General features: G+C 30.9%; 19 protein-coding genes. 6 read left to right on the top strand and 13 right to left on the bottom strand.

What is annotated here, in order from left to right; genetic code table 11:
* The 3 genes from Q0820_RS15820 to Q0820_RS15810 form a co-directional block, all read right to left on the bottom strand.
* Entirely contained in the window at positions 1–561 is a 561-nt protein-coding gene (locus Q0820_RS15820; protein WP_298489082.1) for an RNA polymerase sigma factor, read from the bottom strand.
* A 203-nt stretch (positions 562–764) separates the two neighbouring features.
* Positions 765–1,781 (bottom strand): UDP-N-acetylmuramate dehydrogenase, encoded by a 1,017-nt coding sequence (gene murB / locus Q0820_RS15815; RefSeq protein WP_298489080.1) that lies wholly within the window; start codon positions 1,779–1,781, stop codon positions 765–767.
* Entirely contained in the window at positions 1,781–2,971 is a 1,191-nt protein-coding gene (locus Q0820_RS15810; RefSeq protein ID WP_298489078.1) for a pyridoxal phosphate-dependent aminotransferase, read from the bottom strand. Before Q0820_RS15810 ends, murB begins: the two co-directional genes overlap by 1 nt.
* A 148-nt stretch (positions 2,972–3,119) precedes the next feature.
* Here Q0820_RS15810 and Q0820_RS15805 point away from each other — a divergent pair, with 148 nt between their 5' ends.
* Complete coding sequence (locus tag Q0820_RS15805) at positions 3,120–4,448, top strand: aspartyl protease family protein (RefSeq protein WP_298489076.1); 1,329 nt, start codon at positions 3,120–3,122, stop codon at positions 4,446–4,448.
* Positions 4,449–4,493: 45 nt separating this feature from the next.
* On the opposite strand, the gene Q0820_RS15800 is transcribed toward Q0820_RS15805, so the two are convergent.
* A complete protein-coding gene (locus tag Q0820_RS15800; protein ID WP_298489074.1) occupies positions 4,494–4,883 on the bottom strand; it encodes a DUF1573 domain-containing protein in 390 nt (129 codons plus the stop codon).
* A 188-nt stretch (positions 4,884–5,071) separates the two neighbouring features.
* Between Q0820_RS15800 and Q0820_RS15795 the strand changes: the two genes are divergently transcribed.
* Together Q0820_RS15795 and Q0820_RS15790 are read left to right on the top strand one after the other, a co-directional pair.
* Entirely contained in the window at positions 5,072–7,702 is a 2,631-nt protein-coding gene (locus Q0820_RS15795) for a valine--tRNA ligase (RefSeq protein ID WP_298489072.1), read from the top strand.
* Positions 7,703–7,721: 19 nt separating this feature from the next.
* Positions 7,722–8,336 (top strand): fumarylacetoacetate hydrolase family protein, encoded by a 615-nt coding sequence (locus tag Q0820_RS15790; protein WP_298489070.1) that lies wholly within the window; start codon positions 7,722–7,724, stop codon positions 8,334–8,336.
* A 54-nt stretch (positions 8,337–8,390) separates the two neighbouring features.
* On the opposite strand, the gene Q0820_RS15785 is transcribed toward Q0820_RS15790, so the two are convergent.
* From Q0820_RS15785 to rsfS, 6 genes are all read right to left on the bottom strand, one after another.
* The gene (locus Q0820_RS15785) at positions 8,391–8,648 is read right to left on the bottom strand and encodes an acyl-CoA-binding protein (protein ID WP_298489068.1); all 258 of its coding nucleotides are present in this window, start codon (positions 8,646–8,648) and stop codon (positions 8,391–8,393) included.
* Complete coding sequence (locus Q0820_RS15780; protein WP_298489066.1) at positions 8,626–9,306, bottom strand: phosphatidylserine decarboxylase family protein; 681 nt, start codon at positions 9,304–9,306, stop codon at positions 8,626–8,628. The genes Q0820_RS15785 and Q0820_RS15780 overlap by 23 nt, the downstream gene beginning before the upstream one ends.
* Positions 9,296–10,099, bottom strand: coding sequence for a phosphatidate cytidylyltransferase (locus tag Q0820_RS15775; protein ID WP_298489064.1), 804 nt, complete (start codon positions 10,097–10,099; stop codon positions 9,296–9,298). The genes Q0820_RS15780 and Q0820_RS15775 overlap by 11 nt, the downstream gene beginning before the upstream one ends.
* Before the next feature lies 1 nt (position 10,100).
* Positions 10,101–10,712, bottom strand: coding sequence for an LUD domain-containing protein (locus tag Q0820_RS15770; protein ID WP_298489062.1), 612 nt, complete (start codon positions 10,710–10,712; stop codon positions 10,101–10,103).
* A 67-nt stretch (positions 10,713–10,779) separates the two neighbouring features.
* The gene (gene ftsH, locus Q0820_RS15765; protein ID WP_298489060.1) at positions 10,780–12,768 is read right to left on the bottom strand and encodes an ATP-dependent zinc metalloprotease FtsH; all 1,989 of its coding nucleotides are present in this window, start codon (positions 12,766–12,768) and stop codon (positions 10,780–10,782) included.
* A gap of 7 nt (positions 12,769–12,775) precedes the next feature.
* Positions 12,776–13,153: a ribosome silencing factor gene (rsfS, locus tag Q0820_RS15760; RefSeq protein ID WP_121069213.1), complete on the bottom strand. Its 378-nt coding sequence runs from the start codon at positions 13,151–13,153 to the stop codon at positions 12,776–12,778.
* A gap of 93 nt (positions 13,154–13,246) precedes the next feature.
* Between rsfS and Q0820_RS15755 the strand changes: the two genes are divergently transcribed.
* The gene (locus tag Q0820_RS15755; RefSeq protein ID WP_298489058.1) at positions 13,247–13,978 is read left to right on the top strand and encodes a biotin--[acetyl-CoA-carboxylase] ligase; all 732 of its coding nucleotides are present in this window, start codon (positions 13,247–13,249) and stop codon (positions 13,976–13,978) included.
* Here the strand turns inward: Q0820_RS15755 and Q0820_RS15750 are convergent.
* Positions 13,975–14,367 carry an SRPBCC family protein gene (locus tag Q0820_RS15750; RefSeq protein WP_298489056.1) on the bottom strand — a complete coding sequence of 131 codons (393 nt, stop codon included), beginning with the start codon at positions 14,365–14,367 and terminating at the stop codon, positions 13,975–13,977. The two genes, Q0820_RS15755 and Q0820_RS15750, sit on opposite strands and share 4 nt — an antisense overlap.
* 7 nt (positions 14,368–14,374) lie before the next feature.
* Positions 14,375–15,016, bottom strand: coding sequence for an orotate phosphoribosyltransferase (gene pyrE, locus Q0820_RS15745; protein WP_298489054.1), 642 nt, complete (start codon positions 15,014–15,016; stop codon positions 14,375–14,377).
* 7 nt (positions 15,017–15,023) lie between these two features.
* Between pyrE and Q0820_RS15740 the strand changes: the two genes are divergently transcribed.
* Complete coding sequence (locus Q0820_RS15740) at positions 15,024–15,614, top strand: NUDIX hydrolase (protein ID WP_298489052.1); 591 nt, start codon at positions 15,024–15,026, stop codon at positions 15,612–15,614.
* A 57-nt stretch (positions 15,615–15,671) separates the two neighbouring features.
* Positions 15,672–16,061, top strand: a complete 390-nt coding sequence (locus tag Q0820_RS15735; RefSeq protein ID WP_298489051.1) for a VOC family protein — start codon at positions 15,672–15,674, stop codon at positions 16,059–16,061.
* Positions 16,062–16,288: 227 nt separating this feature from the next.
* On the opposite strand, the gene Q0820_RS15730 is transcribed toward Q0820_RS15735, so the two are convergent.
* The gene (locus tag Q0820_RS15730; protein ID WP_298489049.1) at positions 16,289–18,031 is read right to left on the bottom strand and encodes a M14 family metallopeptidase; all 1,743 of its coding nucleotides are present in this window, start codon (positions 18,029–18,031) and stop codon (positions 16,289–16,291) included.
* Between the last annotated feature and the right edge of the window lie 59 nt (positions 18,032–18,090).

The raw sequence follows: 18,090 nt of genomic DNA, 5'->3' as shown, positions 1-18,090 counted from the left end.
TTATATATTTAATAGAAGCGCAAGTAATATAGCTGGATTGTATATCTTTTTTAATTCACGTAAACCTATTTTTAATCTAGATTTAATAGTTCCTAAAGGAATATCTAACTCATCGCTAGCTTCTTGTTGTGTCATTCCTTGAAAAAACAAGGCTTCTAAAACAATTTGATATTTACTTTCTATTTTATCTAAATTTTCTCGGACGTCAATTAAATCAGGTCTAATACTTTCTACGCCTAAATTATATACGTCAGAAACATCCATTTGGATTTCCTTATCTGTTTTTGTATTAACACTTCTTAATTTATCTATAGCAGTATTCCTAGTTATTCTAAATAACCAAGTAAATAATTTAGCTTTAGAAGGGTCATAAGAATCCGATTTTTTCCAGATTTTAACAAAGCTTTCTTGTAAAACGTCTTGAGCTAAATCATTGTTTCTTACAACTTTATGGGCTACACCATATAAAGTATCTCCATAATGTTCATAGAGAAGAGAAATTGCTTTTTCATTCCTCTCTTGCAAAAGTTCTACAATATGTTTTTCAAGTAGTGCGCTCATATAATATTATAAAGCTTTATAAATATGGAGTTCTCGGCATCCAATAGCTTCTTTTTTACCGTATATATTTGTAAACGCTAAATTATTAAATTGATTGTTATACTTAGCGTATATAAAAAAATATTAAAGTTGTAAATGTACAACTGGTTATTGTACATTTATTTTTGGTTGGTTTGATGTAACCCTCGTATGTTATACGGGGGTTATTTTATTATGTTTACTTCTGGTACAATGGTAATATTAAATTTTATTTGTACCTCTTTTATAATTTTAGATGCTAATTGTACTATTTCTTCTCCAGTAGCATTTGCATAATTTACTAAAACTAATGCTTGTTTAGTATGTACGCCTGCATCTCCATATCGTTTTCCTTTAAAACCACTTTGTTCTATAAGCCAACCTGCGGGTATTTTATATTCTTTTTCTGTTATTTTGTAGAATGGAGCCTCTGGGTTTTTTAAACTAAATTCTTTAAAATCTTTTTCAGAAATAATTGGGTTCTTAAAAAAACTACCACTATTTCCTATTTTTTTTGGGTCTGGTAATTTACTTTGTCTTATGGCTATGACAGCATTAGAAACATCTTGAATGGTAGGATTTGTAATATTTTCCTTTTTCAATTCTTCTTCTATAGAGCCATAAGATGTATTTAAGATATGATTTTTTTTGGTAAGCTCTAGAAAAACAGCTGTTATTATATGCTTACCTTTTCCTTCTTGTTTAAAAAAAGAGTCTCTATATCCAAATTTGCAGTCTTCTTTAGTAAAAGAATGTTCCTCTAAAGTTTCGGTATTTATGGTTTGGCATTTTACAAAATGGTCTTTTAATTCTACCCCATAAGCACCTATGTTTTGAATTGGGGCTGTGCCAACTTTACCAGGAATTAAAGACATGTTTTCTATGCCTCCGTAGTTGTTTTTTAGCGTCCACAAAACCATGTTATGCCAGTTTTCTCCAGCCATTATTTTTAAGGTTACATGTTTTTCGTCTTCTTTAACAACTGTAATTCCTTTAAGGTTAATGTAAATTACAAGTGCATTTATATTTTTAGTAAGTAGCATATTGCTTCCGCCACTTAAAATAAATTTAGAAGGGTAGTCTTTTAAAGAAAGAGCTTCTTTTAGTTCTTTTAAAGTAGTAACCTCACAAAAGTATTTTGCTGTAACAGCAATACCAAAAGTATTGTAATTTTTTAAAGGTATATCTTGTAATATCTGCATTACCCTATATAACTCTTAAGTGCTTCTTTTAGTATAGTAACAGCTCTTTTTAAACTTTCTTGGTCTAAAACGTATGCAATTCTTATTTGGTTTAGCCCTAAACCTTTAGTTGCATAAAAACCAGCTGCAGGGGCTACCATTACTGTTTCTCCTTTATATCTAAAATCTTCTAATAGCCATTGTGCAAAATCATCGGCACTTTTTATAGGTAATTCTGCAATACAGTAAAAAGCACCATTAGGCATTGCAACTTTTACACCATCTATTTTTTTTAATTCAGTTGTTAGCGTGTTTCTTCTTTCTACATATTCTTTTTTTACATCATCAAAATAACTTTGCGGTGTATCTAATGCAGCTTCACTTGCTATTTGTGCATAGGTAGGTGGGGACAGTCTTGCTTGTGCAAACTTTATAGCTGTTTTAATAAATTCTTTGTTTTTAGAAACTAAATACCCTATTCTTGCGCCACACATACTATATCTTTTAGAAACAGAATCTATTACAATAGCATTATCTTCAAGACCTTCTTCTTGTAAAATAGAGTAATGTTCTTTGTTGTCATAGGTAAACTCTCTATAAACTTCATCTGCAATTAAAAACAAATCGTGTTTTTTTACAATTTCAGTAAGCTTTTTAATTTCTTCTTTGCTATATAAGTATCCAGTTGGGTTGCCTGGATTACATATTAATATTGCTTTTGTTTTAGGGGTAATTAGTTTTTCAAAATCATCAATAGGAGGTAGTGCAAAATTATTTTCTATTGTAGATACAACTGGTACTACTTTAACTCCGGTTGCAGTAGCAAACCCATTATAATTAGCGTAAAAAGGTTCCGGAATTATAATTTCATCCTCATGATCTGCAATACTACCCATTGCAAAAGAAAGTGCTTCAGAACCGCCAGTAGTTACAATAATATCCGAAGAATTAACTACAATATTATTTTTTAAATAATAAGCAGCAATCTTTTCTCTAAAAATATCGGAGCCTTCTGTTCTACTGTAGGCAATAACACTTAATGTATTATTTTTAACAGCGTCTAGAGCTATTTGTGGTGTTTTTATATCTGGTTGCCCTATGTTTAAGTGTATTACCTTAGCACCATTCTTTTTTGCTTGTTCTGCAAAAGGAACCAATTTACGTATTGGAGACTCGGGCATATTAATCCCTTTATTAGAAATTTTAGGCATATAACAAATTTTATACAAAAATGAGGAAACCTAACAAGACAAACAATAAATACAAAGGTTTATTTAGGAGGCTTTTTTTGTTAAATATCTAGGAAATTTACCCTATTTTTTATAATTTTTACAACGTAATGTGTTAAAAATAAAAGGTTTGAGGTATAGTTTCTCTTTTTGTATGCTACTTATTGCGTTCTTTTTTAGTAAAGGATTTTCGCAAACGTTTTCGTTACCTACTTCAAAAAAGAGTCAAAAAGTAAAATTTCAACTAATAAATAACTTAATTATAATGCCAATTGAGGTTAATGGCACAGAGTTATCTTTTATTTTAGATTCTGGGGTTCAGAAACCTATATTATTTAACTTATCAGACCGAGATTCGGTTCAAATTAATAACGTATCAGAAATAAGTATTAGAGGTTTAGGAAAGGGGGAGCCAATAAAAGGACTTAGCTCTATAGGTAACACTTTTAAACTAGGTGATATTAAAAATAGTAATCAACATTTATATGTTGTTTTGGATAAAGATTTAAATCTTTCCTCTAGTATTGGAATTCCAATTCACGGAATTATAGGATATGATTTGTTTAAAGACTTTATTGTAGATATAAATTATTCAAGAAAAGTGATTAAGTTTTATTCTCCAGAGAATTATGTATATAAAGAGAGCAAGAAAAGTGAAATCTTGCCTATAAATATTATTAAAAAGAAAGTGTATGTTGGTGCTAATGTTTATATAAATGGAAAAGAAAATTTACCAGTTAAGATGTTGGTAGATACTGGTAGTAGTGATGCTGTATGGTTATTTGAAGACGAAAATATTAATGTGCCTCAAGACAATTATGAAGATTTTTTAGGGAAAGGTTTAGGGGGGGATATTTTTGGTAGACGTACTAAAATTAACAGTATTAGATTAGGCACTTTTTCTGTAAAAGATGCGAAAACTGCTTTTCCAGATATAGAAACCTTTAATTCTATTAAAAGATTGGGAAATAGAAATGGAAGTGTTGGCGGAGAAATATTAAAACGTTTTAATATTGTTTTTGATTATAGAAATAAAAAAATGACGATTCGTAAGAATGGGAATTTCAATAAAGCTTTTCAATATAATTTAAGCGGAATAGATTTGCAACATGATGGAGTACGGTATGTTTCTGAGCGTATTGCTAATACAAATGGTCTAGTAAAGAAAAACGATAAATATTTTGGGAATGTTCAAATTCTTTTAGAGAATACTACCAGATTAAGTTTGGTGCCAGAGATTGTGGTATCTGGGATAAGAATGGGAAGCCCAGCGGAAGCCGCAGGATTGCAACAAGGAGATGTAATATTAGCTGTAAATGGTAAGCGTATACATAAATACAAAATTCAAGAAGTATTACAAATGCTAAACGATAAAGAAGGAAAAAGAATTGAAGTACTCATAGAAAGATACAATCAAGATGTACTTTTTAGTTTTGTTCTTAAAAATTTGTTTAAATAAAAAAGCTCGGTATAACCGAGCTTTTCTATATTAGTTATAGTAAAATTATTTTCCTGCTCCGGAATCTTTTACTTCTCCTTTTATTTTTAAAACTTTTGTTGGAGTGTCTGCATTAGAAATAACAGTTATTGCCTTTCTAATAGGCCCAACTCTGTTAGTATCATATTTAACAGAAATTTCTCCAGTTTTCCCTGGTAAAATTGGGTCTTCTGGCTTTTTTGGGATGGTACATCCACAGCTAGAGCTAACTTTACTTATAATTAATGGGGCATTACCAGTATTTGTAAATTCAAATACACGTACACCATTAGCGCCTTTAGCAACTTCACCGTAATCTACGGTTTCTGATTTAAATTCAATTTTTGCAGCAGTTTCCTGTGCAGTAAGGCTAAATCCTAATAAACCTACAAATAATACAAGTACTATTTTTTTCATCATTTTTAGTTTTGGGTGAATTTCAAAAATAAATCTTTTAAGATGAACCTCCAAAATTCTTTTGTTATACTGTAACGTTACTTATTTTTGTTTCGTATTTAAAATTAGATGCAATTTAGATATTTTAACATATCTTTTAATTTAAATATTTAGTAACGTAAAAAATATTATTCAAAAACTGTTCCAAAATGGAAATGCCATCAAAATATAACCCCCAATCAGTAGAGAGTCACTGGTATGATTATTGGATGAAAAACAACTTTTTTCATTCTACCCCCGACAATAGAGAACCTTATACTATAGTAATACCTCCGCCAAATGTTACAGGAGTGCTTCATATGGGGCATATGCTTAATAATACCATACAAGATGTTTTGGTAAGAAGAGCAAGGTTAATGGGTAAAAATGCTTGTTGGGTACCTGGTACAGACCATGCCTCTATTGCTACAGAAGCTAAAGTTGTGGCAAAATTAAAAGAACAAGGAATAAATAAAAAAGACCTTAGTAGAGAAGATTTCTTAAAACATGCTTGGGATTGGACAGAAGAGTATGGTGGAGTAATCCTAGAGCAGCTAAAAAAACTTGGTTGTTCCTGTGATTGGGAGCGTACTAAATTTACTATGGATGACGATATGTCTGCCTCTGTAATAAAAGTTTTTGTAGACTTATTTAATAAAGGGAAAATTTATAAAGGAAACCGAATGGTAAATTGGGATCCTGAAGCAAAAACAACACTATCTGATGAAGAAGTAATTTATGAAGAGAAGCAAGGTCTACTATACTACTTGTCTTATGCCATTGAAGGTTCAGATGAAAAAGTTACTATTGCTACCACAAGACCAGAAACTATTTTAGGAGATAGTGCTATTTGTATAAATCCAAATGATGACCGTTTTACGCATTTAAAAGGAAAAAAAGCAATTGTGCCATTATCTGGAAGAGTAATTCCAATAATTGAAGATACTTATGTAGATATGGAGTTTGGTACTGGTTGTTTAAAAGTTACACCAGCACACGATATTAATGATAAAGCATTAGGGGAGAAACATGATTTAGAAATAATAGATATTTTTAATGAAGATGCTTCGTTAAACAGCTTTGGTTTACATTATGAAGGCAAAGACCGTTTTGTAGTTCGTAAAGAAATATCAAAAGAGTTAGAGGAAAAAGGCTTTTTGGTAAAAACCGAGCAACATATTAATAAAGTAGGAACATCAGAAAGAACCAAGGCAGTTATAGAACCTAGACTTTCGGACCAATGGTTTCTTAAAATGGAAGAGTTGGCAAAGCCAGCTTTAGATGCCGTTTTAAAAAATAATGAAGTAAAATTATTTCCTAAGAAATTTGAAAATACCTATCGACATTGGATGGAAAATATTCGCGATTGGAATATTTCTAGACAATTATGGTGGGGACAGCAAATACCTGCTTTTTATTTTGGTGACGGGCAAGATGAATTTGTGGTTGCAGAAACTATAGAAGAAGCATTAGATTTAGCTAAGACTAAATCCGGAAAAGAGAGTTTAACCTCTGCAGATTTAAGACAAGATGAAGATGTATTAGATACTTGGTTTTCTTCTTGGTTATGGCCAATAAGTGTTTTTGGTGGAATTTTAGAGCCAGAGAATGAAGAAATTCAATATTATTACCCTACAAATGATTTGGTGACTGGACCAGATATCTTATTCTTCTGGGTAGCACGTATGATTGTTTCTGGTTATGAGTATAGAGATGCAAGACCTTTTGAAAATGTTTATTTTACAGGATTGGTAAGAGACAAGCAACGCCGTAAAATGTCTAAATCTTTAGGGAATTCTCCAGATGCATTAAAATTAATAGAGGATTATGGCGCAGATGGTGTGCGTGTAGGTTTATTGTTAAGTGCAGCTGCGGGTAATGATTTAATGTTTGATGAAGCGCTATGCCAACAAGGAAAGAATTTTGCAAATAAAATCTGGAATGGCTTTAGATTGGTAAAAGGATGGGAAGTAGAAGATTTACCACAGCCTGAAGCTTCTAAATTAGGTGTAGAGTGGTATACAGCTAAATTTAATGAAACTTTATTAGAGATTGAAGACCATTTTAGTAAGTATAGAATTTCAGACGCATTAATGGCAATTTATAAATTAGTGTGGGACGATTATAGTTCTTGGCTATTAGAGATAATTAAACCTGCTTATCAAAAACCAATAGATAAAACTACTTTTAATGCCGTAATTAATTTGTTTGAGCAAAACTTAAAATTATTGCATCCTTTTATGCCGTTTTTAACCGAAGAGGTATGGCAGCATATAACCAAAAGAACATCAGAAGAAGCACTTATGGTATCCCAATGGCCAGTTTCTAAGGAAGTAAATAAAGATATAATTTCGGAATTTAATTTTGCGTCAGATGTTATTTCTGGCATAAGAACTATTCGTAAAGAGAAGAATATTCCTATGAAAGAAGCACTCTCATTATCCGTTTTAAATACCGAGAAAAATGACAATGCATGGGACTCTGTTATTCGTAAACTAACTAATGTAGAATCTATAACCTATGTAGATGCTGCTGTAGAAGGCGCATTAACATTTAGAGTAAAAAGTAATGAATACTTTATTCCTATGGAGGGAGCTATAGATGTTGAAGCCGAAATTTTGAAAATTGAAGAAGAATTAAAGTATACTAAAGGATTTTTAATTTCAGTTCAGAAGAAACTTTCTAATGAGCGTTTTGTAAATAATGCTCCAGAAAAAGTTATTACAATTGAAAGGCAAAAACAGAGTGATGCAGAAGCTAAAATTGAAACCTTAGAAAAAAGTTTAGCAAGTTTAAAATAATTATATAATAAATAATAAGATGAAAGTAATTGGAATAGGTAAAAATTATGTGAATAATTTAAGTGAAATGCCAAAAGGAGAAGTTGTTCCTTTAATTTTTACAAAACCAGACAGTTCATTACTAGAAAATGATGCGGATTTAGAGTTACCTTCTTTTTCTAATGATGTTTGGTATGAAGTAGAATTAGCTTTTAGAATAGGGGAAAAGTGTAAAAATGCTACCTTAGAAAATGCTTTAAGTTTTGTGGATGCTATTGCTTTAGCAAATGATTTAACCGCAAAAGATGTATTAACAAAAAGCAGAGAGCCAAATAAAGGTCCTTGGGCTTTAGCAAAAGGTTTTGATGGGGCTACTCCAATATCTTCTTTTTTGCCTATTTCAGATTTTTCAGATGTTACCAATATAAATTTCTCTATGACAGTAAATGGAGAAGAAACGCAAAAAGGTAATAGTAGTTTAATGATTACTACATTGGCAGAATTAATAACGTATGTATCAGGAATAATGACGTTAAATCCTGGAGATATTTTATTATCAGGAACCCCTGCTACAGGAGCTAATAAAGTGAATTCTGGAGACCATATGGTTGGTTATCTAGAAGGAAAACAAATGTTTAGTACTAAGGTTAAATAAGTACACTAGTATATATTAATAAAAAAGTCCCTAGTTATTTAACTAAGGACTTTTTTATTTAAGTTCTTTTTCAACTAATAGAATATATTCCCTCATGGCATCTTCTACAGAGTATTTTTTCGCTTGTATTAATGCATTAGCTTTAAAAGCATTAATTAAAGGGGTTTTACTTCCTGGAGAGCTATGATTTTTATTAGCAATTCTGTAGTAGGCATATAGTTTTAATAAAATATCTGGGGGAATAGGATCATTATAACTATTAATATAATCTACAGTTTTAAGATATTCATTATATAGTTTTTTGTTTTTCATTTGTGTCTACAAAACTAGCAATACATGTTTTAGCTCCTTTTACTTTTTGGTTTAACTTCACTGTAATAGCACAGTCTAAAGGTAAGAATAAGTCTACCCTTGAGCCAAATTTAATAAACCCAGCATCATCTCCTTGTTGTACACTATCACCTTTCTCGGCATAATTTACAATACGTCTTGCTAGAGCCCCAGCAATTTGTCTATATAAAATATCACCAAATTTTGGAGTGTTTATTACAATGGTAGTGCGCTCGTTTTCTTCACTAGCTTTAGGGTGCCATGCTACTAAATATTTACCAGGATGGTATTTAGAAAATTTAATACTTCCGCTTGCAGCGTACCTTGTAACGTGAACATTTAAAGGAGACATGAAAATAGAAACTTGTTTTCTTTTCCCTTTAAAGTATTCATTTTCTTCTACTTCTTCAATTACTACTACTTTACCATCTACAGGGGCTAAAATTTCATCAAAACTTTTTACAGCAACCCTTTTTGGGTTTCTAAAAAATTGGAGAATTAATATAAGTATTGCAATAGCAACAACTTGTATACCCCAGCGTAACCAAAGAGGAGTAACATAAAATTGTGCTGAAAGAATAAGTATACTAACAATGAAAAAAGTTGTTAGAATTATGGTTTGTCCCTCTTTATGAAACATAATTGAATATATATAAAATTAAATAGGCAAAAGGTGCCGCAAATATTAAACTGTCTAATCTATCTAACATACCGCCATGACCAGGAAGTATTGCACCACTATCTTTAACACCAGCAACTCTTTTTAATTTAGATTCTATTAAATCTCCAAGGCTACCTGTAATTACAATTATAGTAGATAAAATAATCCATTGCATTGGACTAATTAGTGTTTCAAATTCACTAATAATGTACGCTGCTATTAGTGCAAATATAAACCCTCCAATGGAACCTTCTATGGTTTTTTTAGGAGAAACTGCGGAATAAAGTTTTGTTCTTCCTAAACTACGACCTACCAGATAGGCAAAAGTGTCATTTACCCATATTAAAATAAAAATTCCCATGATTAGAATTTTTGCAAATTCATTTTCTTGGTAAGGAATCATTGTTAAAAAAATGCACCCGCCTCCTACATAAAATAGACCAATAACAAACTTTTTGGTGGTATTAAATGGTTTGTTTTTTTTTGAAAATAAGAAATATAAAAGAGCAAAATCTACTACTAAAGTTATGCTTAGTAAAAGGTTAATAAGAATTTTATCGTTAATAAAATATATAAACAGCCACCATAGGGCTAAATAGGCCATGAATATATAGTAGCCTTTAAGGTGAACTAATTTTTTGTACTCATATAAGCAAGCAAGGCCAAAGGCCATAAACAAAAAGTCAAACGCATCAGAGTTTAAAAAGACGGCAGACAGTAGTAATATTATGTATACGGCTCCTGTTAATGCCCTTCTTAAAATTTCTTTCATACTATAAATCTTCCAAGAATAGCAAGTATAAATTTTTTGTTGTACTACCGTAAGTTAAAAAATCATCTGCATTTTCTTTTGTGGCATGAAAGTGTTTTAGAGTAGTAATATTTGCAGGAATACTATGGCCGTATTTTTTCTTTATTGTTTTTAAGCCTTCACCAATGTTTTCAACTAACTGGCTAGTTGTGGCAAATACTATAACATTGTCTGGAAGTTCATTTAATTTTTTTTCATTTAGTTGGTTAGAACAAACTAAAATAGAACCGTTTTGAGCTATTAAGTGCTCACAGGTGGTAAAAAAAACTTCGCTTTCATTTGCCTGTGCTGTAAATTTTATACCTTCCTTAGAAAATTTAGTCTTTAGCTGTTTGTTCATTACAAAAAAAGGAGAGTTTTCCCAATTGTTTTCTTGAACAATACTTTTTAATGCTAAAGATATTTCGTTAAAAGAGTCGCAATACAAAAATTTACCACCATTTTTTTTAAAATGTATGGTAAATTTTTCATCTACAGGTAGATTTAAATCTGGCATATGAACCCCTCTTGTTTCCGCAGTTTCTTTGGAAATTTTCTTTTTGCCACCGCCAAAAAGGATATCAAATAGCCCCATTTAATTTTCTAAACTTCTGTTTTATTACTTCGTAGTATACTTGGACAACGAATATATTTAATATTTATTATTTATCCGTCTCTTCTTGTGTGTTATTAACTGTAGCATCTTCAATAATGGTGCTTTCAAGTTTTTTATCTACATCAGTAAATAACCTTTCTCCAAATATTTTTTCTAAATCTTCTTTGAAAATAACTTCTTTCTCTAAAAGGCGTTCTGCCAAAATAGTTAGTTTGTCTTTGTGTTCTGTTAAAACTTCTATCGCCCTTTTGTACTGCTCTTCAATGATTTTAGAAATTTCTTCGTCTATTTTTCTTGCAGTTTCTTCACTATAAGGTTTAGAAAAACCATAAGAATCTTGTCCTGAAGAATCATAATAAGTTAAGTTTCCAATTTCATCATTAAGTCCGTACACGGTAACCATTGCTCTTGCTTGTTTGGTTACTTTTTCTAAATCACTTAAAGCGCCGGTAGATATTTTATTGAAAATTACTTTTTCTGCGGCTCTACCACCTAAGGTAGCACACATCTCATCTAACATTTGCTCTGGGCGTACTATTAACCTTTCTTCTGGTAAGTACCAAGCAGCTCCTAAAGATTGCCCTCTTGGAACTATGGTTACTTTTACTAATGGAGCAGCATGTTCTAACATCCAGCTGGTTGTTGCGTGTCCAGCTTCGTGGTATGCTATTGTTTTCTTTTCTCCAGGAGTAATTATTTTATTCTTTTTCTCAAGACCACCAACAATTCTATCCACTGCATCTAAGAAATCTTGCTTGTCTACAGCTTTCTTTTCATTTCTTGCAGCAATTAAAGCAGCTTCATTACAAACGTTAGCAATATCTGCTCCAGAGAATCCAGGAGTTTGTCTAGCTAAGAACTCTAAATCTAAAGTTTCTAATGTTTTAATTGGTCTTAAGTGAACTTCAAAAATTTCTTTACGTTCTCTAATATCTGGTAGGTCTACATATATTTGTCGGTCAAATCTACCAGCACGCATTAAAGCTTTATCTAATACATCTGCTCTGTTAGTTGCAGCAAGTACAATAACATTGGTATTAGTGCCAAAACCATCCATTTCTGTTAAAAGTTGGTTTAAGGTATTCTCACGCTCGTCATTAGATCCTGTAAAATTATTTTTACCTCTTGCTCTACCAATAGCATCAATTTCATCAATAAATATTATGGCAGGCGATTTGTCTTTAGCTTGTTTAAATAAATCTCTAACTCTAGATGCACCTACACCAACAAACATTTCTACAAAGTCTGAACCTGATAAAGAGAAGAAAGGAACTTTAGCTTCCCCAGCTACAGCTTTAGCTAATAATGTTTTACCTGTTCCAGGAGGGCCTACTAATAATGCTCCTTTTGGAATTTTACCACCTAATGAGGTGTATTTATCTGGGTTTCTTAAAAACTCTACAATCTCTTCTACTTCTTCTTTTGCACCTTCTAAGCCTGCAACGTCTTTAAAAGAAGTTCTTGTGTCTGTTTTTTCATCAAAAAGTTTTGCTTTAGATTTTCCAATATTAAATATTTGGCCACCAGCGCCGCCGCCGCCGCCGCCAGACATTCTTCGCATTAAGTATATCCAAATACCTATTATTATTACAAATGGGAGTAGAGATATTAAAATATCCGCAATAACGTTAGATTCTTTTCCAAACTCTACAACTGTATCTAAATTATTTTCCTTTTTTATTGCTGTAATTTCATTTTGGAATATTGCTAAATCTCCATAATCCAAACTGTATTGTGCTACAGTACCAGAAGAAGGTATTATTGGTTTAGAAACAATGTCTTTATGTACATCTTTTTCTAAAGCTTCTTTGGTAAGAAAAACCTTAGCTTGGTTTGTATTGGTAATAATTAATATTTTATCTACATCACCGTTACGTAAGTAATCTTGTAATTCTGATGTTGTAGTTTTTTTAGCACTTGAAAAATTTTCACTACTAAAATATTGAAAACCTATAAGTAGAACCGCTATTAAGCCATAGATCCACCAAGAATTAAATTTAGGTTTTTTTGAATTTGTATTGTTATCTTTTGCCATTCTTTTATTAATTATTTATGCTAGTTTCTATGGTAGAAAATTTTGCGTCACCCCATAGACCTTCTATGTCGTAAAATTCGCGTACTTGTTTTTGAAAAACATGTACCACTACATTTACATAATCCATTAAAACCCACTCCGCGTTATCCTCGCCTTCTACATGCCAAGGTTTATCTTTAATAGCTTTACTAACTGTTTTTTGGATAGAGCCGACTATTGCTTTTACGTGTGTATTTGATGTACCGTTACAGATTATAAAATAGTCGCATACTGTATTTTCAATTTCTCTTAAATCAAGTAAGTTTATATCAACTCCTTTTACTTCTTCAATTCCTTGTAAAATTAATGCAATTAACTCATCTGGACTAACTTTCCCTTTCTGCATTCAAAATTTTTAGTTTATACAAAGTTATTATTTTTTTGTTCTTTTACCTCTTGTTTTTAACAATACATTATAAGTTTGTCAAAAAGAATATCAATGGAGATAATCAAACTTAATGCCACGAGCTCTACAAATGTGTATTTGAAAGATTTAATGTTGTCTTCTTCTGTTAAGGATTTTACAGTTGTTACCGCAAAAAAGCAAACATTTGGTAGAGGACAAATGGGAACTTCTTGGAACTCTGAAGAAGGTAAAAATCTGACTTTTAGTGTGTTAAAAAAGTTTAATAATTTTTCTATCGATAATCAATTTTTATTAAGTATTTGTATTTCTTTATCTATCTATGAGACATTACATAATTTAAAAGTCCCTAATTTAACTATAAAGTGGCCAAACGACATTCTGTCAGGTACTTCAAAAATTTGCGGAATACTCATAGAAAATTCACTTTCTGGAAGTAAAATACAAACTTCAATAATTGGAATAGGGTTAAATGTTAACCAAATAGTTTTTAATAACTTATTAAACGTCTCTTCTCTAAAATTGTTGTTGGGTAAAAGTATTAATTTAGATGAGTTATTGCAATTAATACTTAAAGATTTGAAAGATCACTTATCTTCTTTTCAAAATATGGATAAAGAAGTATTGTGGTCTGTTTATGAGGCTAATATGTTTAGAATTAATAAACCATCTACTTTTGAAGATAGTAATGGTAATTTAATAATGGGTTTTATTAGAGGTGTTTCTCCACAGGGAAAGCTCCTTGTGGAGTTAGAAGATTCTATTTTAAAAGAATATGGATTAAAAGAACTAAATCTTAAATACTAAATTTTTGTAAGATTTTCAGATAGTGTTCCCATGAAATTTGTAATAGGAGATTTTATCATCATTGCCATCATAGCATTAAATTCTCCTGAAAAACTTAATACTACTTCACTTTCATTAGTATTTACAGCAGTAATGTCTGCTGTTAAAGTAAATGGTAATTTTTCACTAGCAGCTCCTAGAACTAATTTGCTATAAGGTGTTTGCGATTTTCTTTCTAGTACAATTTCTGGCATTCCTTTTAACGCAAATAAGAATCTATCTTCAGACAGGACCTCAAACTTTGCGATATTTTCTGGCATTAATTGCTCAAAATTTTCAAGGTTAGTTAAAAATTCAAAGGTTGCTTTATCTCCTTTCGCAATTTTCTTTTTTGGTGTTTCTAAAAACATAAATATATTATTGGTTCCATTGGGATGGATTTTTACGCCACTCCATTAAGGTGTTTAATTGTTCTTCTTTTATGTATCCTGTGTTAGATGCTTGCTCCATTAAATAGGCATAATCTCCTAAAGTGTGAAGGTCTACATCTTTATCTGCAAAATTCTTTTCAGCTACATCAAAACCATAGGTAAAAACTGCTATCATTCCTTTTACATTAGCATTTTGCTCTCTTAGGGCATCTACAGCATTTAGGCTACTCATACCAGTACTTATTAAATCTTCTATAACTACTACAGTTTGGTTAGCTTCTAAATAACCTTCTATTTGGTTTTTTCTTCCATGAGATTTTGGTTCTGGACGAACATAAATGAAAGGTAAACCTAGATAATCTGCTACTAAAGCTCCCATTCCAATAGCTCCTGTAGCAACACCAGCAATAACATCTGGTTTGCCGTAAAGTTTTTCTACTTGTTTTGCTATTTCTTCTTTAATATAGTTGCGTATTGTAGGATAAGAGAGTATAATTCTATTATCACAATATATTGGAGATTTCCATCCAGAAGCCCATGTAAAAGGATTTTCTGGTTTCAACTTTATTGCATTAATTTGCAATAGTAGTTCTGCTGTTTTTTTAGCTGTATCTTTATCTAAAACCATAACGCAAATGTATAAAGTTTTTGTGAATGAATTGCCTCTTATTTTAACAAATAAAATGCCAGAGACAAGTAGTAACAATGTTTTTTTATTAAACAACGAAGATGCTATAGATGAAGCAATTAGTGCGTTAAATAAGAAAAAGTTTTTTAAAGCCTACATATATCATCCCGTTGCGGAGGAGATATTAATAAAATTTACAGAAAAAATTCCTTTAGTTGCAGCAGCAGGAGGGGTAGTAACTAATGATAAAGGAAAAGTACTTTTTATTTATAGGAATGATAAATGGGATTTACCAAAAGGGAAATTAGACCCAGGAGAAACTATTGAGGAATGTGCTATACGTGAAGTAGAAGAGGAGACTGGGGTTAGAGGTCTAGAAATTCAGAATTTTTTAAAAACAACCTATCATATTTTTAAAAGGAATAATATTTATAAGCTGAAAGAAGTGCATTGGTTTGCTATGAAAACTAGTTTTGATGGCGAGCTAAAAGGACAAAAAAGTGAAGGCATTGGGAAAGTAAAATGGCGAGGGCCTAAAAAAATTAAAGAGCTTTTGCGTAACTCTTATGTTAATATTAAAATTCTTTTTGACGAATAAAAGGCGTTGTGCACATTTGAAAAAATAGACGCATTATTGGAATTAAAAACAGGAAAAATGAAGACAATTAATCGAATGATGACAAATATTTGCTCAGTCAATTTAACGGAAAGCAGCTATTTTTATACCAAATTGTTTGACTTTAATGTGAATTATGATAGCGATTGGTTTGTTCATCTAATTTCAAAGGATCAAAAATTGGAATTGGGATTAATTGACCGAACAAATGAAATTGTACCGAAAGATTCTCAAAACAATCCGCAAGGGTTTTATGTGACGTTCGTAGTTGAAAATGTGGACGAAATATTTAAAATAGCAGAATCTGAAAAATTTGAAATTTTAAGCGAACCGAAAGATACATTTTACGGACAAAGAAGATTATTATTGAAAGACCCGAACGGAACTTTAGTGGATGTTTCTTCCCCAATAAAGGATTTTGAATTTTAGAGCATAAAAATCAGATTAAAATTTGACCTAGCTGTAAAACATAACTAATTAAAAAAAATTTCACAATAACGTTTATAAACATAGCCATTTCTTGTAGGCTTATGTGTATTACCAAAACCCAACAAATTTTTTAATTTGGTTTTTAAATGATAAAATAAAATTATCCTCCGTGCTTGTTTCTAGAGCAGCGCCTTTATTATCTATGTTTACACAAAAGACCGTTATTCCTATTTAGGAACTCTATAAACTGGATAGCTTAAGTGCTCTTTTTCGTAATATTTAGAATTTTTGTAAAGCCAGTTTAATTGCATTTCCCAATTATCTGCAAAAATTGAATCTTTCGTCTTTTTTTCTAAAAAGTTGTTTCTTAATATAGAGTCTTTTTGAAGTATTCTTAGAGCTGTATCTTCAAAAATATAAGGAGAAAAATGTTCTTTTTGTTGAAGAATAGTGTCAAAGAAATTCCAGTTGAAAAAAGAATCTACACAGGCAGGTTCAAGAGTTTCTATGATGTATCTTATGCCAGTTTGGTTTGTAGGTATTATGTAGTCTCCTTTATGTAATGTTGTTTTGTTAAAAGATTTTTCTATGGTTGTGTTATAGTGGTTATAATGCCCTTCATAGGCGAATGTATTTGTTTCAAAACTTTTTATCCTATAGTTTTCTAAAGTAACTACAGTATCCGTTTCTACTAAAGAATATTCTATATGGTTAAGAGATAAAAGATCAATAACTTTAGTCCATTCTTTTTTTAGGATATAAGCTTTGGGTACAGTAATAGAATCTGTTGCTTTATAATAATTTTGATAGGTAACTTCTTTTGTAAAAGGCTTTGCTCTATCATATTTTAATCTAGGTAGGCCTGTTATTTCGCTAATAAGAGTATCTGCTTTAAAACCTTTAAAACTTAGTTTTGTATTTTTTACAGTATCTATTTCCCATCCTATAGGATAATGCTTTAAGGTGCTAAAATTTTTTATAGATTCTTTTCTTATTTCTTTTATTTCCTTATAGTTTTTCTCACTTATGGTAATCATAGATTGTAATAAACTATACGTGCCTAAAACCCTTTTTTTGTAAGGTTTTAACATATGTGTTTCTACCATTAAGCCTAGCGTGTTCCATAATGTAGTGTATCCTGTAGAGTATCTGGGGTTATCCATAAATTGAGAAAAACCAATTTCTGGAGCTTGGTTGTATACATTTACAAAAGGTGTTATGTCCCAATTCTTTTTTTCTAACTCAATTTCTAAGTTAGGCATGAGTTCTTTATGTAAATAGTTGCCTAATTTACCTCCAAGTTTATTGTGTTGGGTAAATAAGTGTGTAAGTGTATATTGGTAATCTGCACCATTACTTACATGATTGTCTATAAAAATATCGGGTTTTACAAGATGAAAAATTTGGGTAAAAGTTTTAGAGTTTTTGGTGTCTGATTTAATAAAATCTCTATTTAAATCATAATTTAAAGCATTGCCTCTAAACCCATAAGATTCAGGTCCGTTTTGATTGGCTCTTGAAGTGGAATTTCGGTTTAAAATACCACCTATATTGTATACTGGAATAGTGGTTAAAATTGTGTTTTTTGGGGTTTCTGTTTCTTTATTTGCTAAGTCTCTAAATAGTAACATAGTGGCATCTATACCGTCCGATTCTCCTGGGTGAATGCCATTGTTTATGAGTATGGTAACTTTTTTTGGGTCTATTTTCTTAAAATTAAATTCGCCTTCAGGATTATATGTTACTAAATGTAATGGGTGTCCGCTATCTGTTTCTCCAATAGTTTGTACATTAATGGAAGAATACTCTTTAGCTAGTTTTAAGTAAAAAGAAATAACTTCTTCATAAGTGGCAGTTTGTGATCCAGAAGATTTTTCAAAAGGGGTAGAAAATTCTGCTTTTTTTTCTTCCTCAGTAGTTTCACAAGAAAAAAGTAAAACTAAACTTAGTATGCTTAATAAGATTCTCATTATCATTTGTTTAAAATACGTTTACATGTAAAATGTATTGTATTTTATTATCACAAAAA

Source organism: uncultured Maribacter sp., from assembly GCF_947495965.1.
Taxonomy (GTDB): Bacteria; Bacteroidota; Bacteroidia; order Flavobacteriales; family Flavobacteriaceae; genus Maribacter_B.
This window is presented reverse-complemented; position numbering and strand designations above follow the sequence as displayed.